Origin of the sequence: Bradyrhizobium sp. 40 (assembly GCF_023100925.1) — a bacterium.
Lineage (GTDB): Bacteria > Pseudomonadota > Alphaproteobacteria > Rhizobiales > Xanthobacteraceae > Bradyrhizobium.
The window spans coordinates 1342964-1367870 of record NZ_CP064688.1 but is presented as its reverse complement, the minus strand read 5'-3'; the positions used below and the strand labels follow the sequence as shown (position 1 = coordinate 1367870).

The following is a 24907-nucleotide window of genomic DNA, read 5'->3' as shown; positions in this document are numbered from 1 at the left end:
CGCCTCGGCTCTATTACAGGCTTTTCGGAATACAGGATCGCCCGGCCAAGCCGGGCGATGACACCGAATGAGTGGCTGGCTTAGTGCGCGTCGCCGCTGGCGCCGAACGGCGAGGCCGGCCTCTTCAACAGTGTGACGAGCAGGGTGAGGCCGAGATAGAACAGCGTCAGGATGAAGAAGGCATCGCCGAAGCCCATCACCACGGCCTGGCGATGCACGAGCTGCGACAGCTGCTTCATCGCCATCAGCGTGGAATCGCCGAGCCCCTGGAACTTCTGCATGAACATGGTCAGGGTTTCGGTCGCGGTCGCGTTGCCCCAGGTGACGCGCTCCTGCAGGCGCGTGATGTGCAGGTCCGTGCGGTCGTTGAGCACGGTGTTGATGACGGCAAGACCGACCGCGCCGCCGAGATTGCGCATCAGGTTGAAGAGGCCCGAGGCGTTCTTCACCCGGTCGGGCGCGAGCGTGCCGAGCGCGATGTTGTTGGTCGGCACCATCGCGAACATCATGCCGATGCCGCGCAGGATCTGCGGAATCAACAGCTCGTAGAAATCGTAGTCGCGCGTGATCCAGGTCATCTGGTAGGAGCCGAGCGCGAACACGACGAGCCCGAAGGCGATCATGTAGCGCATGTCGTACTTCGCCATGAGACGGCCGACCACCGGCGCGACCAGGAACATGGTGATGCCCGAGACGAACATGGTCTCGCCGATCATCAGCGCGCTATAGCCGCGCACTTCGGCGAGATAGCGCGGATAGATGTAGGTGAGGCCGTAGAGGCCGATGCCGATGCAGAACTGAAGGACGCAGCCGATCGCAAAATTGCGGTTGGAAAAGGTGCGTAGATTGACGATCGGCTCGGCCGCCGTGAAGACGCGCCAGAAGAAGGCAATCGCGGAGATGCCGCAGATCCAGGCGCAGATCGCGACCGAGGGGTCCTGCATCCATTCATATTGCGGCCCTTCCTCCAGCACGTATTCCAGCGTGCCGAGGAACCCGGCCATGAACAGCAGCCCCCACCAGTCGAAACGATCGAGCAATTCGAAATGCGGCTCGTCGAAATCGACCAGCGCCAGCACACCGATGGTGATACCGATGCCGGGCACGATGTTGATGAAGAACAGCCAGTTCCAGGACATCAGGTCGGTGATGTAGCCGCCGACGGTCGGCCCGATGGTCGGCGCCAGCGTCGCGACGAGCCCGATGATGGGACCGACGATGTGGAATTTGGTGCGCGGGAAGACGGTGTAGGCCGAAGCGAACACCGTCGGGATCATGCCGGCGCCGAGAAAACCTTGCAGCGCGCGCCAGAGGATCATCTCCTCGATGGTGGTGGCGAAGCCGCAGAGCAGGCTCGATGCGGTAAAGCCGGCCGCCGAGATCGCGAACAACAGCCGCGTGCCGAAAGCGCGCGACAGAAATCCCGACAGTGGAATCGCGATCACTTCGGCGATCAGATAGGCGGTCTGGACCCAGGAGACTTCACTGGAGCTTGCCGACAGGCCGGCCTGGATTTCACTCAGGGACGCCGAGACGATCTGGATGTCCAGGATCGACATGAACATCCCGAACACCATGATGATGAAAGCGAACAGCCGCTTCGGCGCGATGCGCTCCGAAGCGGGGTCCGCCATCATGGCAGGTGAAGCGATCGTGGCGTTCGCCATGGTCTGACCTCGCGGCGCAGGCGCGCTACTGCGGATGGATCATGGTGGCGTCGTCGAGATCGACCTCGCTGTCGGCGTCGGCCGCGCCCTTGTTGGTGTCGACCGTCGCAGTGACCGACATGCCGGCGCGGAGCAGGTTTTGCTTTGCGACCGACTTCGGCACGCGGATGCGGACCGGCACGCGCTGCACGATCTTGGTGAAGTTGCCGGTGGCGTTGTCAGGCGGCAGCAGCGTGAACACCGAGCCCGACCCCGCCGCGATGCTGTCGACGACACCGGAGAACTTGCGCATGCCGTAGGCGTCGACCTTGATCGTCACCGGCTGGCCGGGGCGGATGCGCTTGAGCTGGGTCTCCTTGAAATTGGCGTCGATATAGACGTTGTCGAGCGGCACGACGTTGCCGAGCCGCTGGCCCACCGCGACGAAGTCGCCGGCGCTGACGAGGCGGTTCGAGAACGTGCCGTCGACCGGCGCGCGCACCGCGGTGAAGGCGAGATCGCGCTCGGCCTTGGCCAGCGTGGTCTTGAGCTCGGCGAGCTGCGCCTGCGCTTCGGCCTGCTGCGCCTTGGCGACGTCGACATTGCTGAGCGCGACGTCGTAGGCGGCCTGCGCAGCCTTGACCGCGGCGGCGCCCTGGTCGCGTCCGGCTTCGGAGCTCTCGAAGGTGGCGCGCGAGGCAAACCCCTTGTTGCTCAGCGCCTGCTGGCGCTCATAATCGAGGTCGGCGCGCTTGAGGCCGGCTTCGGCGGAGACGAGCTGCGCCTTGGCCTGCGCGACCTGGCTGTCGAGTGCCGCGACCTGGCGGCCGATGCGATCGATGGTGGCCTGCTGGGTCGCGATCCTGGTCGCGGCGGCGTCGACCGCGATCTTGTAGTCGCCGTCGTCGATGCGGAAGACGATGTCACCGGCGCGCACCGTCGTGTTGTCGCCGGCGAGGATCGAGGAGACGTGGCCGGCAACGCGCGCGCCCAGCATGGTGTTATTGGCGCGGACATAGGCGTCGTCGGTCGCGACGTAGAAGCGGCCGACCAGCGTGTAATAGCCGGCATAGCTCGCGGCGGCGAGCGCCAGCACCAGCCCTACTCCCATCATCACGAACTTGCGCTTGCCGGACTTCGGCGCGCCGGCGGCGGCGGGGGCTGCGGCCGGCTTGTCGGTCACGGGCGTCTCCGGCGCCTCGCTGGGGCGGCGCTTGGTTTCCTCGGCCACATGAGAGCGCAACTGCTCGGCGAGAGCTACAGACGTCTCGGTGGCAGCGTCACCACCCGCGGGCGTCGGCGTCTCCACGGCGTCCGGGCGAAGGACGCGCGCAGCCTGGTCTCTCACTACGGCCATGGAGGCCTCCCCCAAAAAAGCGCAATGAGGGACGGCCGCCGTGCGGCCGGGTCCCTCTCGCCGATCCCAAATATCATTGACCGAACGGTTCGGTCAATATAGATAATATTCCCGGGCAGACCCTACTGGCCCGAATCCTTTATTTCGGTTTCATGACCCTCGACCGAAGCAAAAACTTTCCGAGACCCTGAACCAATGGTTGTAGCCGGCCGCGAACATCTGCACGTCATCCAAGAGGAGGACAGCTCCAAACGCCGCCAGATCCTGGACGGGGCCCGCAAGGTGTTCATGGATCTCGGGTTTGACGGTGCCAGCATGGGCGAAATCGCCCGCGCGGCGCAGGTCTCCAAAGGCACGCTTTACGTCTACTTCGCTGACAAATGCGCGCTGTTCGAAGCCATCCTCGAGCAGGAGGCGCTCCAGCACGGGCAGGTCGCGTTCAATTTCGATCCGGCACGCGATGTTGAAACCACGCTGAAGGATTTCGGCCGGGCCTACAATCGTCTGCTGTGCCGGCCCGGCGGCGGGTCCGCGATCCGCACCGTGATGGCGATCGCCGAGCGCATGCCCGATCTCGGCCGCCGCTATTATGCGCGCGTGCTGGACAAATCCATCAACCGCCTCTCCGACTATCTCAACACCCATGTCGCCTCCGGCGATCTCGAGATCGACGATTGCGATCTGGCGGCGTCGCAGTTCATGGAACTGTGCAAGGCCTCGCTCTTCCTGCCCTTCGTCTTCCAGGCCGCGCCCGCACCGTCGGAAGAACGCATGAGCGAGGTCGTCGACAGCGCGACGCGGATGTTCCTGGCGGCTTATCGGGCGAAGTAGCGCCAGGCGGGCATGCGTTGCAGGCCATTCCGGCGCTCCTATATTGGGCCTCATGTCCCGTGATCTTCGGCCGCCGGTCGATATCCTCCATTATGAGATCGTTCAGGAACAGGCCTCCGCGCTTGGACGGATGGGCCGCACGCTCGAGCAGGCGCTCGCGCGCTTGCGCGAGTTCGACGCCGCCCATGCCCTCCCCGAGGTGCCGGACTCGATGCAACCGGCAAGGCGCAAGCTGGTGATGGAAGCCGGTCACGCGCTCTGGATGTTCGTGGTGCAGCGTGAGGCATCCGGCTTGCGCGACAGCCGCCACATCATGCGGACCTACAATGTCCCGGCCGAGGTGCAGCTGTGTATGGGGCTGGTCCCAGCACCGTCGAAGTCGGCCCGAAAATGATTTGCTACGGCGCCCGGCGCTCGGGCGTGCACTCCTTTGACAAGAAGCGGTTGTGCTTCCCGATGTCAGCTCAATCGTCAGGGAAAAAGAGGCCCCAGCTCGCGGGGGGGCATTGAGCTGGGGCCATTGGGGTCACCCTTGGGGAAGGGTATCGGGAAAACTTGGCAATGGCAGGAATGTTCCTCCATTAATTTTGAAGAGGAATTGGCGCCGCGGGAGGAATGGCACGTACTGGTCTCTAAGTGCCCGGCGTAGCTTGAACTGCTTCGCTTTGTTCGTTCCACCGATGGAACAAAGAACCTTATGTGCACTTTGTAACGTTGGGCGAAGCAGGGGGAACATGTGAATACGGCGGAACTTCCAACCATTCTGTTGATCGAAGACGAGGATGCGCTCCAGCTCATCGTCGAAGACGCTCTCTCGGAGGGAGGCTTTCAGATCGCGACCGTGAAGACGGGCGAAGAAGCCGTCACGCTCCTGAAGGGTGGTCAGCCCTACCGGGCGCTCGTCACTGACGTCAATCTGCTGGGGCGCCTCGACGGCTGGGAGGTCGCAAGGGCCGCCCGTGAGATCGACCCGCATTTTCCCGTGGTTTACATGACCGGCGGCGCGGCCGATAAATGGCCCATCTTCGGTGTACCGAACAGCATTCTGCTTCAGAAACCATTTGCGCCCGCGCAAGTCGTTTCGGCTGTTTCCCAGCTCCTGAACGCGGCCTCGCAGCAGACGGGTCCCGCCTGAGAAACGGCGAGATCCGTGTCTGCATCAGTCCTCCTCATTGAAGATGAAGCGCTCATCCGAATGATGCTGGTCGAGATGATCGAGGAAGCGGGTCATTCAGTTGTTGCAGAAGCGGGAAACGTCACCAAGGGTGCCGTTCTTGCGACGGATGCCGAGTTCGATCTCGCGATCCTGGACATCAATCTCGGCGGCGACACCATCGAGCCAATCGCCACAGCAGTTGCGGGACGCGGCAAGCCCTTTTTCTTCGTGAGCGGCTACGGATCGTCGGGTGTGCCTGATGCCTTCAGGGGCACCCCGGTCGTGAGAAAGCCTTGCTTGCTAGCAGAGTTGCAAACCGCCATCGATGCCGCACTGGCGCAAGTGCCGAGTAAAAACCTTGGGCCGATCTAGCCGATTGCCTCGGCCTGGTATCGTAGTCGATGTGCATTGCTGCGATCGTCCGCAACGGGTCACAAGCCGTCCATCATGCTCAACGCGGAAGACTTCCGTTTGCAACGGTGGGCTGACCTTATAAGACCACACCTAGTCCGCCACCTGCTTCCTGAGCGCAGCGAGATCGTTGACGACCATCTTGGTCGGGCCGGTCCAGATGATGCCGTCGTCCTGGAGGCGGCTGAGGATCAGGCTGATCGACTGGCGCGTCGCACCGATCATGCGCGCGAGATTGGCCTGCGTGATGCGGCCGAGCGAGATCGGGCCGCTCTCGTCCTGGGCCGCGTTCTCGCACAGCTTCACCAGCAGCAGCACCAGCCGTTCCGCCGCCTTCTGTCCCGCCAGCGTCTGCGCCAGCATCGAATAGGTCTCGCCCTTGAAGCCGAGACACTCGATCAGCGCGACTGCGAACGACGGCGACTGCGCGATCAACCGGCGGACCGCGTCCTGGTCGAGATGCAGTGCCTCGACGCGCCCAAGCGCGCGGGCCGACCAGCTGTGGCGGTGATCGCCGAGGATATAGGGCGCCCCGACGAAGTCGCCTGCCTCCCAGGTCGACAGCATCAATTCGCGCCCCTGCGTGCCGGCATGGGTGCTTTCGACGATTCCGTTCAGGATGATGTGGACGCCGTTTGCGGGCTCGCCCTCCCGCAGCAGATATTCGCGGTTCTGGTAGGTCGCGAGCCGGCCGGTTCGCATCACCAGCTCCAGATCGGGCTTGTCCAACGCCTTCAGCACATAACGTCCGGTCCCGGGCCGTGACAGTTCGGCGCGCGGCTCAGCGGGATCGGCCACCTCATGCGCATCGCTGCGCTCCACGATCGGTCTCCCTTCGAGTGACGGCTCGAAGGCTAGGAGGTCTCCGCTCAGATTGCAACGCGGCGCAGATGGTCGGGCCCGACTGAAGCCTCCACGAAAGCGCAGGCCAGATCGGTGAGCAGACGCTCCCGGCCAGCCGGCGCCAGGAACGTGACGCCATAGGGCACGCCGGCTGCGGTGACGGCGTTCGGAACGGCGATGGCGGCAAGGCCCAGCGGGTTTGCGTAGTTGGTGTAATAGCCGTTGTTGAAGTTGGCCGTCAGCGGATCGCGCGCGACGTCGTCGATGCTCAGCACGGTGCCGACCGTCGGCACGACCAGCGCGTCGTGAACTTGCCAGAAATCGCGCAGCGACCGCTGGACCTCCTTGACCTTGTAGAGCGCGCGATAGGCGTCGGCCGCCGTGAACTTCCGGCTGCCGATGACGAGGTCGCGCACGATCTTCACGCCCGCGTCCGGGTTGGCGTCAAGGAATGCGCCGACCGAGACGTCCCGCTCGGCGAGGAACGGTCCGAAAAACATCAAATCGTTGACCGAGATGAACGGCGCGAAATCGACCGATGCGACCGACAGATCGAGTTGCCGCAGCTTGCGCAGCCCATCGCCGAACAGCGCCTCCGTCTCCGCATTGCCGAAGAACCTGAGCTGATCCGGACGCGGCGTTGCGATGTTGAGCGGCCGCGCTGGAGGAACCTGCTCCGTCCATCCGGCGAAAGCTTCCGGTGAAAAGCAGTCCCCGGCATCGCACCGCGCCAACACGCGATAGATGTCGTGGCCATCGCGGGGGTCGCGCGTATAGAGCGAGATGGTATCAAAACTACGGCACGCGTAGACCATGCCGCGCTGACTGAAGGCGCCGGGCGCCGGCTTGAAGCCGGTCACGCCACAATAGGACGCCGGCACCCTGCCCGATCCGCCAGTATCGGTGCCGAACGCAAAGGACGAGGTGCCCGTCGCGACCGACACCGCTGCGCCCGAGCTGGAGCCGCCGGGGATGTAGTCGGGGTTGTGCGGGTTGCGGGCGATGCCATAGGGCGAGCGCACGCCGACGAGGCCGGTCGCGAACTGATCCATATTGGTTTTGCCGAGATAGATCGCGCCGGCGGCGATGGCGTCGGCGACAACCGGGCTGGTGTCTTTCGCGGTGTAGGCGAATTCCGGGCAGGCCGAGGTGGTCTGCTCGCCGGCGACGTCGATACAATCCTTGACCGAGAACACGAGGCCGTAGAGCGGCAGCTCGCCGATCTCGCCAATGCGCGCATCGAGCGCGCGGGCCTTCGCCATGACGCCGTCTGGATTTGCCCTCGAGATCCAGACGCCGCTCTGGTCGGCGTCGTCAAGGCGCGACAACACATGCGCGGCGACATCGGACGGCTTGAGCTCACCGCTGCGATAGGCGGCACGGAGATGGCGAGGTGCGAGATTCATGTCGGTCACGTGCTTGCGGGAATTGGCAATGTGCCGGCGAGGCAGACCCGCCGGCACCGATCCTAGCGGCCGATCACCTTCTCGAGATAGGCGGGCTGGATGAAGGCTTCGAAGTCGGCGCGCGGCAGCAGCTTCGGCAGGCGCTCCTGCTTCACCAGGAAATCGGCGGTCGAGATCAGCGTGTCGACGAACTTCCCCTTTTTCGCGGATGTGCCGAGATACTCCTCCGTGAGCTGCTTGTTGCAGGGGATCATCCCGGTTCCCTTCATCATTCGCTGCGCGTCCTCGATGGGCAGCGAAAGCTCCTCCGCGATGATCTCGGCGGTCTTCTCCGGGTTCTTCAGCCAGAAGTCGATGCCTTCGCATTCGGCCTTGATGAACTTGTCGACGTAGGACGGATACTTCTCCGCGAACGCGTTCATGACGACGCCGATGTCCCAGGTCGGGTAGCCGCGCTTGGCCATCTCGCCCGAGGTGACGAGGATCTTGCCGCCGTTCTTCACAGCCTTGCCGAGATTCGGCTCCCAGAACCAGGCCGCGTCGATGTCGCCGCGAAGCCAGGCCGCCGCGATGTCCGACGGCGCCAGGTCCAGGATCTTCATCGAGGCGGGATCGACACCCTCGTCCTTGAGCGCCTGGAGCAGGAGGTAGTGCGTCGTTGAGCCGAACGGCGCCGCCACGGTCTTGCCCTTGAGGTCCTTGAGCGAGGTGATGTTCTTGTCGGCGCGAACCACCATCGACTCGACGTAGTCGAGCATGTTGATCACCAGGATGCCCTTGATCGGCAGGGCGCGCGTCGCGCCGATCGCGGTCGGCGGGTTGCCGAGGCCGCCGAAATCGACGTCGTTGCCAGCGATCGCGCGCAGCATGTCGCCACCGCCGCCGATCTTGACGTATTTGATGTCGACGCCCGGCATCTCCTTGGCGAGCAGGCCAAGATGCTTGGTGACCAGCTGCGCGTTGACGAGGTTCAGATAGCCGACGGTCACCTTCGCCGGCTTGTCCTCGGCGCGGACTGCACCCGTGAGCGCCAACGTGGTAACCGCGAGCGTCGCAATCAGTCTCTTCATGGAGGTCTCCCCTACGATCAGAATTGGATTCAGGCCCACGGCATCAACAGTTTCGCGATGCCGCGCATCATGAGGTCGAGCACGACGCCGGTGAGACCGAGCACGATCAGCCCCATGATCACGACGTCGGACAGCAGGAATTTTGCGGCGTCCCAGATCATCCAGCCGATGCCGGCGGATGCCGCGACGATTTCGGCGGCGACGAGAACGGTGTAGGTGAATCCGAGCGAGATGCGCATGCCGGCCAGAATCAGCGGTCCCGCCGCCGGCAAATAGACGTGAAACAGCAGGTGTCGCCGGGTCGCGCCGAGCGACTGGGCGGCGCGCACGTAGACCGGGTCCACGCTGGTGACGGCCTGGATCGTCGAGATGACGATGCCCGGAAGACCGGCAAGAAACAGCAGCGACAGCTTCGAGCTCTCACCGATGCCGAGCCACATCACCAGCAGCGTATAAAGTCCGAGCGGCGGCAATGGCCGGTAGAACTCGATCAACGGATTGAGCAGCGCGCGTGCGTTGCGCGACACGCCCATGAGGACACCGAGCGGAACGCCGATCAAGCAGGCCAGCGTGAAGGCGGTGAGGATGCGATAGAGGCTTGCGCCGAGATGCTGAAGCAGGGTCGCGCCCTGATATCCCTTCGTCATCGTCTTGACGAACGCGGCCCAAACCGCCTGCGGCTTCGGCAGGAACAGCTCGTTGGCCCAGCCTCTCTCCGTGACAATGGCCCAGCCGGCCAGCAGCACGGCGACGGTCAACGTCGAGAGCAGCACCGATCGCGAGACCTTCGGAAGCCGCAGCCGCAAGCTGCCGCGTCGCGTGCGATCCGGCGAGATTGGAATCGTCATGTGGGTCGCCTCGACGCTCATGTCCGCACTCCCAGGATCTGCATGATGGTCAGCGCGTAGATCCGCGTCGCCATCACCGACTTGGTGATCGAGATGTTCTCGTTGTCGACGGCCCAGCCGTCTTCTCCGGGACCGAACGTCACCGCATTGATGCCGGCTTCGCGGAAGCGGATCGTGTCATTGAAGGCGTTCTTGCGGTTGACCCCGGGCTCGCGGCCCATCAGACGCCGGTAAACCGCGCGCAGGGAGCGGCAGGGCTCCTCCTCGACCGGCACCGGTTCGGTCGCGTTGACGAACAGCGAGCCGGGCACCTGGCGCACCTCCACCTTGACGTCGTTCACGCCGGCAAAAGTGTCCCGTCCGAGACGCTCGATGTCCGCAATCACGCTCGACAGCGTCATGCCGGGCACGATGCCGACCACGGCGAGTGTGATGGTGCAGGCATCCGGCGAAAACTGCATCTCGCCAGGCAGGCCGGACCGAATGCGCACCACGGCGCAGCAGGGTGGCGTATGTCCCATGAACTTGCTGGGGATATGCGTGAACGCCATGTCCTTCAGTTTCGGCAACAGCTTTGCCGCTTCCATGATGGCGTTGACGCTGATGTCCGGTCGCCAGATGTGCGACTTGATCCCGTGAACGGTAAGCTCGATCAGGCAGTGGCCGGAATTGGCCACCGACAGGTTCATGCCCCAGTCCTTGTTGACGTCGCCCCAGGCGGTCGGCTCGGCGGTGATCTCGTAGTCGGCGGTCAGGCCGACCTTGTTCAGCATGTAGATGGAGCCTTCGGTGCCGTTCCGCTCTTCATCGACGGTGTAGCAGCACATCAGGGTGCCATCGAACTTCACACCCGCTTCGGTCAAGGCCTGCACTGCGAGCAACGATGCAGCGAGGTTGCCGCGCGTGTCGGACGTGCCGCGCGCATAGAGCAGATCGCCGTGGCGTGTCGCCTTGAACGGATCGAAATCCGTCATGTGCCATTTCTCCGGCTCGACGGCCGGATAGGTGTCGAGATGGTCGTTGAGAATGAGCGAAGGCGCGCCGTCGCGTCCCTTGAGCACGCCCAGCACGTTCGGCCGGTGCGGCTGCGCGCTGTGCTTGGTGACCTCCATACCGAGCGCTTCGAGCTTGCCCGCGACCAGCATCGAGATCGCCTCTTCCTCGGCAGGCGGCAAATCGGGATCCAGCGGATTGCCGGAACGGGGCTGGCCGGTGCGGATCAGCTCGGACGCGAGCTCAAGCCAGCGCTCCTCCGTGATGCGCGACAGCACGCGCTGTTCGAGATCCGAATAAGGAGGGGTGACAGGCATCTGCATGACGGGATCCGCTGGCTCACGGCGCCGGCAGCGCCGCTTCGTGGCAGCTTCCTCATTGCAGCGACCGTGCCAACTGCCGAAAAAGCCCGCGGCAGCACAATTGTCTTTCTGACTTCAATGGCTTAGGCGAGATTTGCGCGTGCGCAAATTTTTGCGCCCGAGATGCGCTCTGCCGAAGACGCGACGCCGGCTGAACAGGCTGGGGTCAGCGCGAAGCCGGCCGGCGTGGGATCGTAGCCCGCATCCAGCGAAGCGGAATGCGGGAACACCTTCCCTATTGCGCTGCCCGTAATCCAGGCTACGGGCCACGCGCAATCCTCAGTCGTCGGCGTACTCGTCCTCTTCGTGCTTTCGCGCCATGCTCTTGCGCGTCCCCAGCGAGCCGGTCACGGAGGGATCGCGCGCATTCGCATAGGGATTGCGCCCGCCCGCTCGCGCGGCAACCTCTTCGCCGGAGACGGCGGCGGGCTGGCAGATCAGGCGGCGGCTGGCGCGGCGCATCAGATCGACGTGGATGTGATCGTAATGATAGACGTTCGAGCCCGGCGCCAGCACCGTGGTGAAATGCACGCAGGCGCCCGACTGCACGTCGCGCAGGAATCCCTGCTCTTCCGGCATGCCGCGCCAGCCATCCTTCACGGTGACGCGGCGGCCGTCGGCGAGCACGAAGGCGGCGATGTCGAGCGCATTGCCGAAGGCGTGCTCGGAAATATGGGCATGCGAATTGCCGTTCATGCCGCGGCAGGAATAGGCGGAGATCTGCTTGATCTCCGCGACGCGGGTGCCGAACCAGCGCATCGCCGAGGGCTGCACGGTGTCGGCAAGCCAGCGGTCGAGCTCGGACACGATCGGACAGGCCAGCGTCGCAACCGGCTTGATCGCAACAGGGCCGACGGCGGTGACGGGATTGCCCTGTGCCGGACCAAGACGCGGCGGCGGTTGCTGCGCGGGCCCCTGCGAGTAAGGCGCCGGCCGCGCCGGATAGCTCGGCGCATTCATGTAGCGCGACGCGCCCGCGGCATCGGTGCCCTCGGGCGGCAGGTCGATCTCGTCCTCCTGCTGAGCCACGCCCGGCGCGTTCAACGGCATCGGGCCTGGCGAAGCGCCATAGCCGGAGGGCTGACGCACCGCGCTCTCGGGATAGTTTGAGCGTTGCGGATAGTTCTGGCTCTGCGGGTAATTCGATCGCGGCTGCGTCACCGGCCAGCGCGGCTGGTTGCCGATGCTCCCGGGCGGTCGCAATTCCTCATCGGCAAAGCCGTAGCTGCTCGAGCCTTCGCCGAGGGCGGCGACCTTGAGCGGAAACTCCGCGCCGCACATGCCCGGCCCGGAGATCGGGTCGATGCGGACGAGATCCGGCCCTTCTTTCACCGCGCCTGATTTCAGGCATGCGGCTTCGGCCTCGGCCCGCCACGGTTCACGTTCGGCCTGGAAGACGCCGCGTCCGCAACCCGCTAACGAAACAAGGACGATGGAGCCGACGAGATACAAACGAACTCCGCGCGTCATGCACGCACGTTCGATGAATTTACTTAAAGACTCTTCAACGTGTTGATTTCAGTGTTCTTTAACCATGTCAGCCCGCGCCAGCAGGAGCGCCTGCCGGTGACGAGCGACAGCAAGGCTGACTTTTTCGAAAAGAGACTCTCTGTTAACCATGATCCTCTCGCGCAGGGCGGCGCGACAGCGGGAGCGACCTCATGACGTTCGCCGGGAGACTGAGCGTTATCACCGCGTACCTCGCCATGGCTTTTGTCGGTGCCATCGTGCTCGGCATGATCTAGCGGCTTCAGCCGGAGGTATCGAACGCGTCCCTTACGACCGCGCGCTCCACTGCCGCGACGTCGTGATCAGCTTCTCCGGCCGCTCTTCGGCTCGCGTCCAGTCGTTGCCGGAACACCAGAAATGGCCGACTGCGCAGGCTTCGACGTGAAGCTTGCCGGAGCCCTTCAGCGTCATCGTCGCATAATAGGTGCTGCCGCTGGAGCGGCTGTAGATGTTGCCGGTCCAGACGTCGTGCGTTTTCGGTTTCATGTTGACGAGCACGCTCTCGCCCCTGGTCGATGCTTCCGTCAGCGCGAAGCCGCACAGTGCCGGTCCGCAGCGTTCGATGCGAACCGTGCCCTTGGCGCCTGCGCTCTCCCATTCGCCGAGCGGCAAATAGGCGAGTTCGTCGTCGCTGCGCTCAGGGCTCGTCACCGCCTGCTCGAGCACCGGCCTCGGCGCAACGACCGGCGCCTCCATGCGCGGCGGATCGAGCGCGACGGTCTTCGGCGGATCTATCGGCGATAGCACCACCCGTGGGGGATTGGAGCTTGCCGCCTGCGGCAGGACAATTGGCTGCGACGTCGTCGAGGCAAGGACAGGAGCCGCCGGCGCCAGTGAAGGCGCGACCGCAATGGCTGGCGCCGGCCTGACCGGAGCCACGGGATAGAGCGGTTGCGGCGGCGGTAGCACCGGCGTCGGCGCCGGTGTCGTATCGACGTCCGGCCGAAAGCTGCGATGGGAGGAAACCGCGACACAGGAAGCCGATCGGCAATTCCTGGGCGACTCGACCTGGAATCGATGACCGCCGATCGAGAACGCGTAGGATCCGGCCTCGGCTGCGGGCGCAATCGCCATCAGCGCGATCAAGGTGCCAAGCGAAGTCACAAGCCGCATCATCGGCGCCTCCCTCTGTGTGGCGACGACGTTACACAGATGGAATCGCGGCTGAATGTGCGCTGCCTCACCCAGCAGAGGAGAGCCGTTGTGACGTCTATCACAGAACGCCCGACCAGCCCGGCGTAGGGTCGAACCACGCTTCATCCACCCGCGACTTCAGTCCCATCGGGACCCACACATTCTTCGGAGGTTGTCATGAACAAGCTCACCATCGCCGCCACCGCTCTCTTCCTCGCGTCCACCGCCGCCGCGCATGCCGGCAATGCGATCTCGTTCCAGATCGAAGGCCAGAACATCCGCATCGAGACGCCGCGCAACTGCGCCTCGCTCAATTGCGTGACCATCGTGGCGCCGGGCCTGTCGGACAAGCCGATCAAGCTGAACAACATCAACCTCAAGGGCCTTGGCTCCAGCTCCAAGGACGACGACGTCGACACCACGCCGGCTCCGGCCACGACCGCGCAGCCGGCGCCGGCTCCGGTGCAGCAGCCCGTGCAGCAGGCCCCGGTGCAGGCGACCGCGCCGGCAGCGCCCGCTATCGCGGCACCGAGCACGACGGTTGCCGCTGCTCCGTCCACCGGCTACGACGCCACGACGCAGACCGCGCCCGCTGCTGCGCCCGCGCCCGTCGCGGTTGCTCCGGCCCCCGCTCCGGTCGCCGCCGCGCCTGTTGCGGTTGCCAACACGCCGATCGGCGTCTGGGCCACCGAAGAGAACAAGGGCAATGTCCGCGTCGAACAGTGCGGCGTCAATCTCTGCGGCTACGCCGCGAAGACCAATGAGCGCATCCTGATCAACATGAAGCCCGACGGCGCGAAGTGGAGCGGCCGCATCCACGATCCCGACTCCGGCCGCAACTACGACTCGACGATCGCGATGAAGGGCCCGAATGCAATGCGCGTGCAGGGCTGCGCCTTCGGCGGCATGTTCTGCGGCGGCCAGACCTGGAAGCGCGTGAGCTGACGCCGCAGGTGTCGTCTCCAACACATGCACATTCTTCGTCATGCCCGGGCTTGTCCCGGGCATCCACGTTTTTAGTCCTGCGCTTAAGGCGTGGATGGCCGGGACAAGCCCGGCCATGACGGTGGAGAGGCTTGGCCACAAGCTAACGTCGCGTACCATTTGAACGTTCACCGCCCACGTGCGATAGACATTCATCCGCCGTTCAGCTGTATCCGGCTGATATCGGTCGATCTCGCCTCGCGTTTCTCACCGGGACTCTTCGTGACATTTATCGTGGCCTGGCGCCGCTTCATGTTCGCGCTTGCGCTGCTGGCGTTGCCGCCGGCCGGGGCAAGCGTTGCGTTCGCATCCGATGCGATCGAGCTTGCGCAGGCGCAGCCAGAAGCGCAACCGTCGCCCGCCCCCTCGCCGACGCCATCGGCTTCACCCGCTCCCCCGACCGAGGCGCAGCCCGCCGCCGTCGAGCCGATCGGCAACGTCGCGACGGTGACGGGCATCGCGACCGTGATCCGCGACAAAAATTCCTATCCGCTGCGCGTGCGCGACGACATCTATCTCAACGACGTCGTGCAGACTTCGTCGAACTCCTCGCTCGGCATCACCTTCAACGACGCGACCACGTTCAACCTCTCGGCCAGCGCAAAAATCACCATCGACACTTACGTCTATGAGGACGGCGGCAAGCAGAACGCAGGCATCTTCGACATCGGCAAGGGCACGGTCGCCTTCGTCGCGGCGGCGGTGGCAAAGACCGGCAACATGAAAATCACGACGCCGACGGCGACGCTGGGCATCCGCGGCACCACGGGCGTCGTCGACGTGCCGGAAGGCGCGGCCTCGAACAAGACCAACAACGTCAACATCAAGCTCTATCCCGACGCCGACGGCCGGGTCGGACACATCGACGTCGACGACCGCACGAGCGGGACGCGGCTCGGCGCGCTGACGCAAGGCGCGAGCGGTTTTGCGATCCGGCCGGGCGCAGCCGCGGCCGGCGTCATGCACTTTGCCGCGGTGCCGATCACGATCGCACCACAGCAGATCGCGCGCGACCGCGGCTTCGTCAGCCAGGTGCATCTGGCGCAGACCACGGGCCGGCAGATCGTCACCGAGCAGCGCGACTTCCGCCGCGCCAATCCGACCGCGAGCCCGCGCATTCCGCGGCCGTTCCAGCCGCCGCAACAGCAACAATTGCGGCCGAGCACGGCGCCAGGACAACAGCCGCAACAGCCCCAGCGGCCGAACGGTCAGCCCGGTCAGAACAACCGTCCGGGGCAGCAACAGCCAGGCACGCCAGGCCGTCAAGGCAGCCAGCCGCCGCAGCGGCAGGGCCAAGCGCCGGGCCAAGGCGGCGCCGTGCAGCCCGGTACGCCGCGCGTGGGTCAGGGTCAGCAGCAACAGGGCCAGAAGCAAGGCGCGGGACGTCCGGCAGGCCTACCGCGCGCCGGTCAAGGCACGCAGCCTGACGGCAGGCCACAAAACCAGCCGCAGCGCGGTGGACAGATTCCGACGCAGCCCGGCGGAGTCGCGCCGCAGCAGCCGGCCGGAACGCAGCAGCAGCCCCACGTGCAGCCGCAACTTCCGCGCACCGGCATGCAGCCGGGGCAGCCGCCCGCCGCTCAACCTCCGGGCATGCAGCGCCCGGGCGGATTCCAGCAGCGCCTCCCCGCCGCGCAACGTCCCGTAGCGCCGCGAAGGCCAGCGCCAGTTCCGAAGGAGAAGGAGCGGCGATGACTTTCTTCCTTCTCCCCTTGCGGGAGAAGGTGGCGCGAAGCGCCGGATGAGGGGTTCTCACCGCGAATCCATTGCGACAGCTTCGCGCGTGGAGAGACACCCCTCGCCCCCTTGTGGGAGAGGGTGCACCGTCAACGCGGGGCGAGGTGAAGAAAACTCACGCCTCACCGCGCAGCCAGGCCTTCACCTTCTGCAACAGACCGTGCCGCAACTCGCCGACCGAAGCCGCTTCGGCTGGCGTCAGCGTCTGCAAGGCTGCATCGACATCCTCGGTCGCGAGCGGCGATCTGACGTCGGCATCCCCCGGCGCAAGCCCAGCGGCCGCGAGCGCGATCGGGCCAACCTGGGTCAGGAACACGCGCTCGTCCTCGCGCGACAGGCGCCCGAGCGCGTCTTCCAGCGTCAGCCAGTCGACGGCCTTGATGTCGTTCATCAGCTTGCGGACCGGACCGTCCCCGGCCTCCATGCGCCAGAAATGCGCGACCTTTGAACGTCCGCCCGACTGGTAGACGAGTGTGCCCAAAAATTCGTGGATGGTGACGTCGTGACCGGTCTCTTCCAGCACTTCGCGATGCGCGGCTTCTCTCGGCGTTTCGCCGTCGTCGAGCTTGCCCTTGGGCAAGACCCATTCGTTGCGCTTGCGCTGGCGCACGACGGCAATCAGCGGCGGCGCACCTCGCCGCAGCACAATACCACCCGCCGCCATGACCGGCGCCCGTGCCATCACCCAATCCGTCGTCGCAGAAACGTCCCCACGAACGATATAGGCAGCCGACGCGGCAGATTGAAGGCTAGTTTTTTCTCAGCAGCGCTTGACCTGCGCGAATACGCGTGCCTTCGGCGATGCCGTCGCAGAAGGTGAAATCGCCGGGCGCGAGGATGATGATGGTCGAGCCATGCTCGAACCAGCCGAGCTCCTCGCCTTTGCTCACGTTGACGTCGCAGGGGAAATTGACCGGCCCCCTGGTCTGCGCATTCAGCACCATGTCGAGGAAGTGCAGACGGATGCTTGCGACCAGGATCGCGGCGACCGGTACCAGCGTCACGGCTTCGCCCGTCGGCAAACGCGTGCGGATCACCGCGCGCTCGTTCTTGCAAAACAGACGCTCGACCCGCTTCAGCGCGATCGGGTTGACGTTCCAGACATCGCCATGGATCAGCGTGACGCGTTCGATATGCGCGTCAAAGGGCGCGTGGAAGCGGTGATACATGCTCGAGGTCAGCCGCAGCGTGACGAAGGAGCCGTTGCGGTGCTGGTCGACCAGCACGGAGTCTCCGAGCAAATCGAGCAGCGAGTACGGCGCGCCCTTGACCTGGAACAGCTCGGTGTCGGCGATCCGGCCATGGGCGCCGACGATGCCGTCGGACGGACTGGCGACAATGGAGGGGTCCGGATCAAAGGGCCGCAAGCCGGGCTTGAGCTCCCGGGTGAAGCAGTCGTGCAGACTCCTGAAATGGGTCTTGCGCGCCTCAGACAGATCGAGGTCGGAGAACAGCTTCCACAGCGCGATGGAGCCGTCCCGCACCAGCGGGTTCTCGATCTTGGAGAACCAGCCCATGAAGCGGGTCAGGGCCGCGCGGGGGATGCGGTTGGTCAACAGGAAGTTGAGGTCTTCCTGCTGGGTGAAAGAGGCGATGAGGGCTTTGACTGTCATGAATCTGTCAGCTCGCAGTATTAGCGCTTGTTGTCATGGAAACGACACTTCCGATTCTTTCTTTGTCCGTGGCCGCCGCAGCGTCCGCTGCCGCCGCCTTCCCGAAAATCAAGGCGCGGCTCGAATTGTCCCGCGCCAAGCACCGCTCGCTCGCGGGACATTCCAAGATGTCCCGCCGGGTGGCGAGGCTGCTCCCGTTCTACGAATTCGAAGGCGATGCGTACTTCGCCTGCGACGGCGCGCCGGCGAACGTCGCAACGCAGCGCAAGGACGGCTTCTTCCGTCTCGCGTGTCTCTACGCCGAGCGCTACCCCAAGGGCCGCGCGATGACGAGGGAGGCGGCGGAGAAGATCTCCGACCTGCACTTCACCGAGAGCTACCGCGTGCCGTTCCAGTTCTCGCGCCTCGTTCGCGAGCATCTGGGCACCTCGACCTTCGTGGAGTCGTCGCGCGGCGTCACCGTCACGGATGTCGACGGCAACACCTCCTACGACCTCACGGGGTCCTACGGCGTCAACATCTTCGGCAACGACTTCTACAAGGAATGCATCGAGGGCTCCGAGAAGCGCGCGCACGCGCTCGGACCGGTGCTCGGCCCCTACCATCCCGTCATCCTCGAGAACGTGGCGCGGCTGTGCCAGATCTCGGGCCTCGACGAAGTCTCCTTCCATATGTCCGGCACCGAAGCCGTGATGCAGGCGGTGCGGCTCGCGCGCTATCACACCAGGCGCACCCATCTCGTCCGCTTCGCCGGCGCCTATCACGGCTGGTGGGGCGACGTGCAGCCCGGAGTCGGCAATCCGATTCCCGCGCACGAGACCTACACCCTCGCCGAGATGTCGGAGAAGACGCTGCACGTGCTGCGGACGCGCAAGGACATCGCCTGCGTGCTGGTCAACCCGCTGCAGGGGCTGCATCCGAATGGCAACGCGCCCGGCGACTCCTCGCTGGTTGATTCCTCCCGCGGCGGCAATTTCGATCGCGCGGCTTATACGGAATGGCTCAAGAAGCTGCGCGAGGTCTGCGACCAACGCGGCATCGTGCTGATCTTCGACGAGGTCTTCGTCGGCTTCCGCCTCGCCGCAGGCGGCGCCCAGGAATACTTTGGTATCAAGGCCGACATGGTGACCTACGGCAAGAGCCTCGCCGGCGGCCTGCCGGTCGGCGTGGTCTGCGGCCGACGCGAGCTGATGCGCCGCTTCCGCGACGATCGCCCCGCCGACGTTTGCTTCGCCCGCGGCACCTTCAACTCGCACCCCTACGTCATGACGGCGATGGACGAATTTCTGAGCCGGCTCGCCAGCCCGAACTTCCGCGCCGTCTATGACGGGTTGGACGAGACCTGGAACGAGCGCGCGCAAAAGCTCAACCGGATGATGGAGGGCGCGGACCTGCCGGTGCGGTTCGCCAACTTCTCCTCGATCTGGACGGTGAAATACACCACGCCATCCCGCTACAACTGGATGCTGCAATACTACCTTCGCGCCGAAGGCCTGTCCTTGAGCTGGGTCGGCACCGGCCGGCTGATCTTCAGCCTGAACTACACCGATGCCGATTTCACCGAGGTCGCCGAGCGTTTCGTCCGCGCGGCCGAGAAGATGAAGGCCGACGGCTTCTGGTGGCACGATGGCGTCCTCACCAACAAGGCCATCAAGCGGCAGATCCTGAAAGAGATGCTGGCCAGGCGTTTCGCGCGCTGAGGCCAAGTCCGCCAATGCCGTCATTGCCGAGCCCGTCCCGGCCATCCACGCACTTCCGCGCGAAAGCCGCAAGACGTGGATGCCCGGGACGAGCCCGGGCATGACGCAACCACCAGACATCGGAAGCCTTGGTGAGATCGCGGCGCTCAGGCGTGCCGCTCTTCGAGCGGGGGCTCGCCGATGAGGCCCAGCGTATGCTCGGGGTTGAGGTGCAGGCCGGGGTCCATCAACTCGCCGCGCATCAGCGCCAGCGGCGCGTTGCGATAGAGCATCAAATCGTGGAAGGGATCGGTCAGGATCTTCGTCATCCAGACGAGGCCGGTCTCGACGTCGCGAATGAAGAACAGGTGCACCGTGCGGAACATCAGACCGCCGCCGCCGACGACGAGCCAGACCTTGGCGACCTGCCGCATGAAATCGGTCGCGCCCGCCCAGGGCGTGAACAGTCCGAACAGCGTGGGATCGACCAGCAGCACCAGCGGCGACAGCGCCCAGATCGACATCAGCACCACCTTGCGCCGAAGATTGTAGCCGACCTTGATCTCTTCCTTGTGCTCGTGCGTCGCCTGGTTGATCTGGTCGTAGCCGTGCGGCTCGAAGAAGAAGTGACCCGCCTGGCGCGAGGTCATCGAGACCAGCCAGCCGACCAGCGCGGAGACCATGGGATCGATGAACAGCCAGACATAGGCGAACAGGAAGCTCAGCGCGCTGACGAAGTGCAGGCTCTGATTGATGCGGCTGTGGTGATAGTAGCGATGGTCGTCCCAGCGCTGGATCCGCAGCTGCTCGAGATAGTTCTTGATCATGCTCTCCCCCAAATGCTTTCGGGTTCAAGATTTACAGAGATTCGATGTAGGCCGTGTGACATCATCATTTTGTCATGTGACGATGTGCAGCGACGCGGTGACGCACGCGTGAGCTTGGGTTACGCCGCTTTTGCGACGTCGATCTTGCGGAAGCGCACCAGCGAGAAGTGACCGAGCGGCGGAATCAGGCGGCGCTCGGCGAGCTCGATGCCGTCGGCGCCGGCGAGCCATTTGGCATAACGCGACCAGGCGAACTCGGCGGTGCGGAAGCCGAGCGGACGCACCACCGGCTGCAACTTCTGCTCGATGAAGCGGCGCATGCCGGTATCGGCGCTGACGCGGGTGAGGATGATCAACTCGCCGCCCGGACGCAGCACGCGGGCGAATTCGTCCAGCGCGACTTCCGGATTCGGCACGGCGGTGACGACGTATTGCGCCATCACGACGTCGAAGGAATTGTCGGGGAATTCGAGCTTCTCGGCATCCATCACCGCGAGGCCCTCGACGTGCTCTAGGCCGCCCTCGGCGACGCGCTGGCGCGCCTTGTCGAGCATCGCCTCCGAGATGTCGGTGCCGAAGATGCGCAGATGCGGCGCGTAGAGCGGCAGCGAGATGCCGGTGCCGACGCCGACCTCGAGCACCCGGCCGCCGATCTTGTTGGTGGCCGCGATCGCGGCCTGCCGGCCTTTGGCGAACACGCCTCCGAACACGAGGTCGTAGACCGGTGCCCAGCGATCATAGGCCTGCTCGACCGTGCCACGGGTGAGGTCGAGCTGCTGGGTGCCGTCAAGGTTCATGATCTTAGCCATCGATGAGGTTCTCGCTGTGGTTCAAAACGTTTGGGTCAACCGCGCACCGGCCGCCGCGCCATGACGGGCGAGGCGCGCAAGGCGCGGCTGGGCTGAAGTGAAGTGAGGTTGCCGACGAATTGGCGCGCGCTATTTTCCCAGGAGCGCTCCAGCGCGAAATTGCGGCAAGTCTCGCGCGACATGGTGAGCGCGCGCAGGCACGCGGCGCGCAAATCGTGGTCGATCGCGCCGATCGGATGATCGGCGATGACGTCCTTGGGACCAGTCACCGGGAACGCCGCCACGGGCGTGCCGCAGGCGAGCGCCTCCAACTGCACGACACCAAAGGTGTCGGTCAGGCTCGGAAACACGAACACGTCGGCGGCGGCGAGATGCGCGGTCAGATCGGCGCCCTTCTTCTCGCCGAGGAAGACCACATCGGGATATTTCTTTTCGAGCGCGGCCTTCTGCGGGCCGTCACCGACGACGACCCTGGTGCCGGGCAGGTCGAGCGAGAGGAACGCCTCGAGGTTCTTCTCCACCGCCACGCGGCCCATCGTCATGAAGATCGGCCCGGGCAGATCGAGCCTGGCCGAAGACTCAGGATGGAACAGTTCGGTGTTGACGCCGCGGGTCCAGAAGCCGAGCCGCTTGAAGCCGCGCTCGGAGAGTTCCTGCCGCAGCGAGGGCGTCGCGACCATCGTCATCGCGGCGGCATCGTGGAAGTGGCGCAGCACGGCGTAGCCGACGCTCGCGGGAATGCCGGTTCGCACCGAGACATATTCGGGAAACCGCGTGGTGTAGGAGGTGGTGAAGGCGAGCCGGTTGCGGCGGCAATAAGCCCGCGCCGCCCAGCCGATCGGCCCTTCGGTCGCGATGTGCAGCGCCTCGGGCGCCGCCTGCTCGATCCGCCGCGCAATCTCCTTGCCGCTCGGCAGCGCAACGCGCAGCCCCGGATAGGTCGGTAGCGGCCACGACCGAAAGCCGTCCGGCGTCAGGAAGTCGATCTCGACATCCAATGCCTTGGCCGCGCCAGCCAGCGAGGTCAGCGTCCGCACCACACCGTTGACCTGCGGATGCCAGGCGTCAGTCGCGATTAATACCCGCATGGGGAAATCCCGAGATTTTTATGATTCTCGGCTTTGGACCATCAACCACGGATATTTCAGGCGTGTGACGTCATGGAAGTGTCGGCCCGCTGTTTTGTTCGTTAACGGGTCCGCGCAGCCACGAAACCGTCATGAAACAATCCTTGCCGGCATGAAGCCGTTTTCGGTTTTCCGCGCAAACGTCCCGAAACTTCTTTTCGTTAGTGATCTAGGCAACAGAGCACCGAAACGGTGCCGGGGTGACCAAGAAACACCGCGCAAACAGGGGCGACCAATGATCAATCTGGAGACGTTGAAGACTTATTCGCGCGCCGTTGCGTTTGGCGCAGTGGCTGTCACCGCGATCGCGTTCGCCGGCCCGGTGAAGGCCGCGCCCGTGCAGCTCTTCCCGTTCTTCCAGCCGCTGCCGCCGATCGCGGCGCCGCAGCCGTATCAGCCTTATCAAGCCACGCCCTATCAGGCCGCGCCGTCCGAAGATCAGGACGCCGTCGAAACGCCGGCCCGCTTCCGCCGCCAGACCGTCTCCTACGCGACGCGTGAGGCGCCGGGCACCATCATCATCGATACACCCAACACCTACCTCTATCTCGTACTCGGCAACGGCCAGGCGATGCGCTACGGCATCGGCGTCGGCCGCGACGGCTTCACCTGGTCCGGCACCCAGTCGGTGACCAAGAAGGCCGAGTGGCCGGATTGGACCCCGCCGCCGGAAATGATCGCCCGCCAGCCCTATCTGCCGCGCCATATGGCCGGCGGCCCCGGCAATCCGCTCGGCGCCCGCGCCATGTATCTCGGCGGCACCATCTACCGCATCCACGGCACCAACGCGCCCGACACCATCGGCAAGCACGTCTCCTCCGGCTGCATCCGCCTGACCAATGACGACGTCGCGGATCTCTACTCCCGCGTCAACGTGGGCACCAAGGTGATCGTGCTGCCGATGACGGAACGCCGCGCGGATCTCGGAGCCGCAACGCGGTAAGCGACAGGACATTGTGACGCAAACGGCCCCGGAACCCACCGGGGCCGTTTTCGTTTGCCCTCGGCATCCCGATGCGCGCGCGTGCTGCGGCGCGATCCCCAATGGAGGCGCGAATGCAATCACGTCCGCAATCGCCGCAAGGCACTTGGCTCCGCGCGATCGCCGGCGCACTGACGCTGCTGCTGTCCGCGCCCTCGCTCGCACAGCAGCCGGCGAGCGACGACGCAGCCCAGCAGGCCTTCAACAATTCCTGCCGCACCTGCCACTCGGTGAAGGAGGGCGACAATCGTCTGGGCCCCAACCTCAATAAGATCGTTGGACGCAAGGCCGGCTCGCTGCCGAACTACAACTATTCCTCGTCGATGGAGGAAGCCGGCTTCGTCTGGGACCAGGACAAACTGACCCGCTTCATGGTCAAGCCGGACGAGGTCGTGTCCGGCAACAAGATGCAGCCCTATGGCGGCGTCTCGGCGGAGGAAGCGGCGAAGGTCGTTGCCTATTTGCAGGCGGCTTCGCGGTAGAGCCACCGGCCCCACCGCTCTGCAATCAGCCTCAGCCACGCCGCCGAATGAAACGCGCTCATCAAAAGATACATCGGCACCATCCCTCCGAGCATCGCCCCATGTCCGGAGCCGCACAGCATGTCCGCCGGGCCATCGAGCATGGCCGTCAGCACGGCCATGATGGCGAAGGTCGGGGTCGCCACCAGCCGCAGCCATCTGGCGAGGTGGCGCGCGGCCACCACGCCGTTGCGGCTCGCGCCGACAGTTGCGCTGACGGGACTAGTCACGTCCTTCCGCGGCCTCCTCGCGAAAAGCCTTCTCGCCGGCGGTCGAGATCTCGACCCATTTCTTGTCGGGTGCCGCACCTTCGGTGTAGCTGTCGTGCCAGTTCCACCATTTGTAGGTCGGCGTTTGCGGATAGCCCTTCGGCGAATCTTCCCAGACCTCCTGCCGTCCCAGCGGCGTGATGTCGAGGTAATTCCAGGTGCCGCCCATCTGCTCGTCGCCGCGGCTCTTGACGAAGTAGGTGCGGAAGATGCGGTCGCCATCGCGGAAGAACACGTTGGTCCCGTGCCATTCGTCGACGCCGAAATCGGCATCGAAACTGTCGGTGACGGTGACCCATGGTATGGTCCAGCCCATCCGCTGCTTCAGCCTGATGATATCGGCCTGCGGTGCGCGCGAGGCGAACACCAGCGTGGTGTCGCGGGCATTCAGATGCGCGACATGGGCGACCTGGTCGGCCACCATGGAGCAGCCGCGGCAGGCATGATCCGGCCAGCCGAACACGCCCGGCTCGAAGAAGGCGCGGTAGACGATCAGTTGCCGCCGGCCCTGAAACAGGTCGTGCAGACTGACCTTGCCGCCGGGCCCCTCGAAGGCATAGGTTTTCGTCACTTCCATCCACGGCATGCGCCGGCGCTCGGCGGCCAGGGCGTCGCGGACACGGGTATGCGCCTTTTCCTTTACGAGCAGTTGCTGACGGGCGGCCTCCCAGTCCTGCGGCGACACCACCGGCGGTATTTGCATGGCGGCCTGTCCGTTGTTTCCTGCGTTGTCAGCTGATGTCATCATGGCTCTCCAACTTTCCCGGGCGGCCGTTCCGTATCTCGCGATGCG

At 64.9% G+C, this 24907-nt stretch carries 25 protein-coding genes; 9 read left to right on the top strand and 16 right to left on the bottom strand.

Translation table 11 applies throughout. The features are described 5' to 3' along the window. Positions 1–80: 80 nt before the first annotated feature. Positions 81–1667 (bottom strand): DHA2 family efflux MFS transporter permease subunit, encoded by a 1587-nt coding sequence (locus IVB40_RS06445; protein WP_247438295.1) that lies wholly within the window; start codon positions 1665–1667, stop codon positions 81–83. Positions 1668–1692: 25 nt separating this feature from the next. Then, positions 1693–3003 carry an HlyD family secretion protein gene (locus IVB40_RS06440; protein ID WP_247818395.1) on the bottom strand — a complete coding sequence of 437 codons (1311 nt, stop codon included), beginning with the start codon at positions 3001–3003 and terminating at the stop codon, positions 1693–1695. 195 nt (positions 3004–3198) lie between these two features. On the opposite strand from IVB40_RS06440, the gene IVB40_RS06435 reads away from it, so the two are divergent. The 4 genes from IVB40_RS06435 to IVB40_RS06420 all read left to right on the top strand — a co-directional run bounded on the left by IVB40_RS06435 (position 3199) and on the right by IVB40_RS06420 (position 5362). Beyond that, positions 3199–3834: a TetR/AcrR family transcriptional regulator gene (locus IVB40_RS06435; RefSeq protein ID WP_027519641.1), complete on the top strand. Its 636-nt coding sequence runs from the start codon at positions 3199–3201 to the stop codon at positions 3832–3834. 52 nt (positions 3835–3886) lie between these two features. Continuing rightward, a complete protein-coding gene (locus IVB40_RS06430; protein WP_027570682.1) occupies positions 3887–4228 on the top strand; it encodes a DUF6665 family protein in 342 nt (113 codons plus the stop codon). Positions 4229–4600: 372 nt separating this feature from the next. After that, positions 4601–4969 (top strand): response regulator, encoded by a 369-nt coding sequence (locus tag IVB40_RS06425; protein ID WP_247438291.1) that lies wholly within the window; start codon positions 4601–4603, stop codon positions 4967–4969. Positions 4970–4984: 15 nt separating this feature from the next. Continuing rightward, positions 4985–5362, top strand: a complete 378-nt coding sequence (locus tag IVB40_RS06420) for a response regulator (RefSeq protein ID WP_027570680.1) — start codon at positions 4985–4987, stop codon at positions 5360–5362. Between the two features lie 132 nt (positions 5363–5494). Here the strand turns inward: IVB40_RS06420 and IVB40_RS06415 are convergent, their stop codons facing one another. From IVB40_RS06415 to IVB40_RS06385, 7 genes are all read right to left on the bottom strand, one after another. Next, positions 5495–6223, bottom strand: a complete 729-nt coding sequence (locus IVB40_RS06415) for a Crp/Fnr family transcriptional regulator (RefSeq protein WP_027570679.1) — start codon at positions 6221–6223, stop codon at positions 5495–5497. Between the two features lie 47 nt (positions 6224–6270). Beyond that, entirely contained in the window at positions 6271–7650 is a 1380-nt protein-coding gene (locus IVB40_RS06410; RefSeq protein ID WP_247818394.1) for an amidase family protein, read from the bottom strand. 62 nt (positions 7651–7712) lie between these two features. Continuing rightward, positions 7713–8720: an aliphatic sulfonate ABC transporter substrate-binding protein gene (locus IVB40_RS06405; protein ID WP_247401810.1), complete on the bottom strand. Its 1008-nt coding sequence runs from the start codon at positions 8718–8720 to the stop codon at positions 7713–7715. Between the two features lie 29 nt (positions 8721–8749). Then, complete coding sequence (locus tag IVB40_RS06400; RefSeq protein ID WP_247818393.1) at positions 8750–9589, bottom strand: ABC transporter permease subunit; 840 nt, start codon at positions 9587–9589, stop codon at positions 8750–8752. Continuing rightward, complete coding sequence (locus tag IVB40_RS06395) at positions 9586–10884, bottom strand: M20 family metallopeptidase (RefSeq protein ID WP_247358616.1); 1299 nt, start codon at positions 10882–10884, stop codon at positions 9586–9588. The genes IVB40_RS06400 and IVB40_RS06395 overlap by 4 nt, the downstream gene beginning before the upstream one ends. Before the next feature lie 318 nt (positions 10885–11202). After that, the gene (locus IVB40_RS06390) at positions 11203–12393 is read right to left on the bottom strand and encodes an extensin family protein (RefSeq protein ID WP_247818392.1); all 1191 of its coding nucleotides are present in this window, start codon (positions 12391–12393) and stop codon (positions 11203–11205) included. 306 nt (positions 12394–12699) lie between these two features. Continuing rightward, complete coding sequence (locus IVB40_RS06385) at positions 12700–13548, bottom strand: DUF2147 domain-containing protein (protein WP_247818391.1); 849 nt, start codon at positions 13546–13548, stop codon at positions 12700–12702. A 195-nt stretch (positions 13549–13743) separates the two neighbouring features. Between IVB40_RS06385 and IVB40_RS06380 the strand changes: the two genes are divergently transcribed. Both IVB40_RS06380 and IVB40_RS06375 read left to right on the top strand, forming a co-directional pair. Further along, positions 13744–14511 carry a DUF2147 domain-containing protein gene (locus IVB40_RS06380; RefSeq protein ID WP_247818390.1) on the top strand — a complete coding sequence of 256 codons (768 nt, stop codon included), beginning with the start codon at positions 13744–13746 and terminating at the stop codon, positions 14509–14511. A gap of 270 nt (positions 14512–14781) precedes the next feature. Continuing rightward, entirely contained in the window at positions 14782–16245 is a 1464-nt protein-coding gene (locus tag IVB40_RS06375; protein ID WP_247819497.1) for a FecR domain-containing protein, read from the top strand. Between the two features lie 157 nt (positions 16246–16402). Here the strand turns inward: IVB40_RS06375 and IVB40_RS06370 are convergent, their stop codons facing one another. Then, the gene (locus IVB40_RS06370) at positions 16403–16969 is read right to left on the bottom strand and encodes an NUDIX hydrolase (RefSeq protein ID WP_247818389.1); all 567 of its coding nucleotides are present in this window, start codon (positions 16967–16969) and stop codon (positions 16403–16405) included. A gap of 67 nt (positions 16970–17036) precedes the next feature. Next, complete coding sequence (asd, locus tag IVB40_RS06365) at positions 17037–17900, bottom strand: archaetidylserine decarboxylase (RefSeq protein ID WP_247818388.1); 864 nt, start codon at positions 17898–17900, stop codon at positions 17037–17039. Between the two features lie 35 nt (positions 17901–17935). Between asd and IVB40_RS06360 the strand changes: the two genes are divergently transcribed. Beyond that, on the top strand, positions 17936–19600 hold the full coding sequence (locus IVB40_RS06360; protein WP_247818387.1) for an aminotransferase class III-fold pyridoxal phosphate-dependent enzyme: 1665 nt from the start codon (positions 17936–17938) through the stop codon (positions 19598–19600). A 146-nt stretch (positions 19601–19746) separates the two neighbouring features. On the opposite strand, the gene IVB40_RS06355 is transcribed toward IVB40_RS06360, so the two are convergent. The 3 genes from IVB40_RS06355 to IVB40_RS06345 all read right to left on the bottom strand — a co-directional run bounded on the left by IVB40_RS06355 (position 19747) and on the right by IVB40_RS06345 (position 22303). Beyond that, positions 19747–20406, bottom strand: coding sequence for a hypothetical protein (locus IVB40_RS06355; RefSeq protein WP_247818386.1), 660 nt, complete (start codon positions 20404–20406; stop codon positions 19747–19749). A 119-nt stretch (positions 20407–20525) separates the two neighbouring features. Beyond that, positions 20526–21215: a methyltransferase domain-containing protein gene (locus tag IVB40_RS06350; RefSeq protein ID WP_247287963.1), complete on the bottom strand. Its 690-nt coding sequence runs from the start codon at positions 21213–21215 to the stop codon at positions 20526–20528. A 35-nt stretch (positions 21216–21250) separates the two neighbouring features. Further along, entirely contained in the window at positions 21251–22303 is a 1053-nt protein-coding gene (locus IVB40_RS06345; protein WP_247818385.1) for a glycosyltransferase family 1 protein, read from the bottom strand. A 274-nt stretch (positions 22304–22577) separates the two neighbouring features. On the opposite strand from IVB40_RS06345, the gene IVB40_RS06340 reads away from it, so the two are divergent. Together IVB40_RS06340 and IVB40_RS06335 are read left to right on the top strand one after the other, a co-directional pair. Continuing rightward, positions 22578–23285 carry a L,D-transpeptidase gene (locus tag IVB40_RS06340; protein ID WP_247818384.1) on the top strand — a complete coding sequence of 236 codons (708 nt, stop codon included), beginning with the start codon at positions 22578–22580 and terminating at the stop codon, positions 23283–23285. 113 nt (positions 23286–23398) lie between these two features. After that, positions 23399–23806 (top strand): c-type cytochrome, encoded by a 408-nt coding sequence (locus IVB40_RS06335; protein WP_247818383.1) that lies wholly within the window; start codon positions 23399–23401, stop codon positions 23804–23806. Here IVB40_RS06335 and IVB40_RS06330 read toward each other — a convergent pair. After that, positions 23782–24075 (bottom strand): hypothetical protein, encoded by a 294-nt coding sequence (locus IVB40_RS06330; protein ID WP_247818382.1) that lies wholly within the window; start codon positions 24073–24075, stop codon positions 23782–23784. The two genes, IVB40_RS06335 and IVB40_RS06330, sit on opposite strands and share 25 nt — an antisense overlap. After that, positions 24068–24862, bottom strand: a complete 795-nt coding sequence (locus IVB40_RS06325) for a DUF899 domain-containing protein (protein WP_247818381.1) — start codon at positions 24860–24862, stop codon at positions 24068–24070. The genes IVB40_RS06330 and IVB40_RS06325 overlap by 8 nt, the downstream gene beginning before the upstream one ends. Positions 24863–24907 lie beyond the last annotated feature (45 nt).

Bases quoted from the DNA above. Each gene is read 5' to 3' on its own strand.
- IVB40_RS06435 (WP_027519641.1), top strand. From the start codon at position 3,199: ATGGTTGTAGCCGGCCGCGAACATCTGCACGTCATCCAAGAGGAGGAC.
- IVB40_RS06355 (WP_247818386.1), bottom strand. From the start codon at position 20,406: ATGATCAAGAACTATCTCGAGCAGCTGCGGATCCAGCGCTGGGACGAC.
- IVB40_RS06350 (WP_247287963.1), bottom strand. From the start codon at position 21,215: ATGGCTAAGATCATGAACCTTGACGGCACCCAGCAGCTCGACCTCACC.
- IVB40_RS06390 (WP_247818392.1), bottom strand. From the start codon at position 12,393: ATGACGCGCGGAGTTCGTTTGTATCTCGTCGGCTCCATCGTCCTTGTT.
- IVB40_RS06405 (WP_247401810.1), bottom strand. From the start codon at position 8,720: ATGAAGAGACTGATTGCGACGCTCGCGGTTACCACGTTGGCGCTCACG.
- asd (WP_247818388.1), bottom strand. From the start codon at position 17,900: ATGACAGTCAAAGCCCTCATCGCCTCTTTCACCCAGCAGGAAGACCTC.
- IVB40_RS06340 (WP_247818384.1), top strand. From the start codon at position 22,578: ATGATCAATCTGGAGACGTTGAAGACTTATTCGCGCGCCGTTGCGTTT.
- IVB40_RS06410 (WP_247818394.1), bottom strand. From the start codon at position 7,650: ATGAATCTCGCACCTCGCCATCTCCGTGCCGCCTATCGCAGCGGTGAG.
- IVB40_RS06440 (WP_247818395.1), bottom strand. From the start codon at position 3,003: ATGGCCGTAGTGAGAGACCAGGCTGCGCGCGTCCTTCGCCCGGACGCC.
- IVB40_RS06345 (WP_247818385.1), bottom strand. From the start codon at position 22,303: ATGCGGGTATTAATCGCGACTGACGCCTGGCATCCGCAGGTCAACGGT.
- IVB40_RS06445 (WP_247438295.1), bottom strand. From the start codon at position 1,667: ATGGCGAACGCCACGATCGCTTCACCTGCCATGATGGCGGACCCCGCT.
- IVB40_RS06370 (WP_247818389.1), bottom strand. From the start codon at position 16,969: ATGGCACGGGCGCCGGTCATGGCGGCGGGTGGTATTGTGCTGCGGCGA.
- IVB40_RS06400 (WP_247818393.1), bottom strand. From the start codon at position 9,589: ATGAGCGTCGAGGCGACCCACATGACGATTCCAATCTCGCCGGATCGC.
- IVB40_RS06335 (WP_247818383.1), top strand. From the start codon at position 23,399: ATGCAATCACGTCCGCAATCGCCGCAAGGCACTTGGCTCCGCGCGATC.
- IVB40_RS06385 (WP_247818391.1), bottom strand. From the start codon at position 13,548: ATGATGCGGCTTGTGACTTCGCTTGGCACCTTGATCGCGCTGATGGCG.
- IVB40_RS06360 (WP_247818387.1), top strand. From the start codon at position 17,936: ATGGAAACGACACTTCCGATTCTTTCTTTGTCCGTGGCCGCCGCAGCG.
- IVB40_RS06380 (WP_247818390.1), top strand. From the start codon at position 13,744: ATGAACAAGCTCACCATCGCCGCCACCGCTCTCTTCCTCGCGTCCACC.
- IVB40_RS06325 (WP_247818381.1), bottom strand. From the start codon at position 24,862: ATGATGACATCAGCTGACAACGCAGGAAACAACGGACAGGCCGCCATG.
- IVB40_RS06430 (WP_027570682.1), top strand. From the start codon at position 3,887: ATGTCCCGTGATCTTCGGCCGCCGGTCGATATCCTCCATTATGAGATC.
- IVB40_RS06395 (WP_247358616.1), bottom strand. From the start codon at position 10,884: ATGCAGATGCCTGTCACCCCTCCTTATTCGGATCTCGAACAGCGCGTG.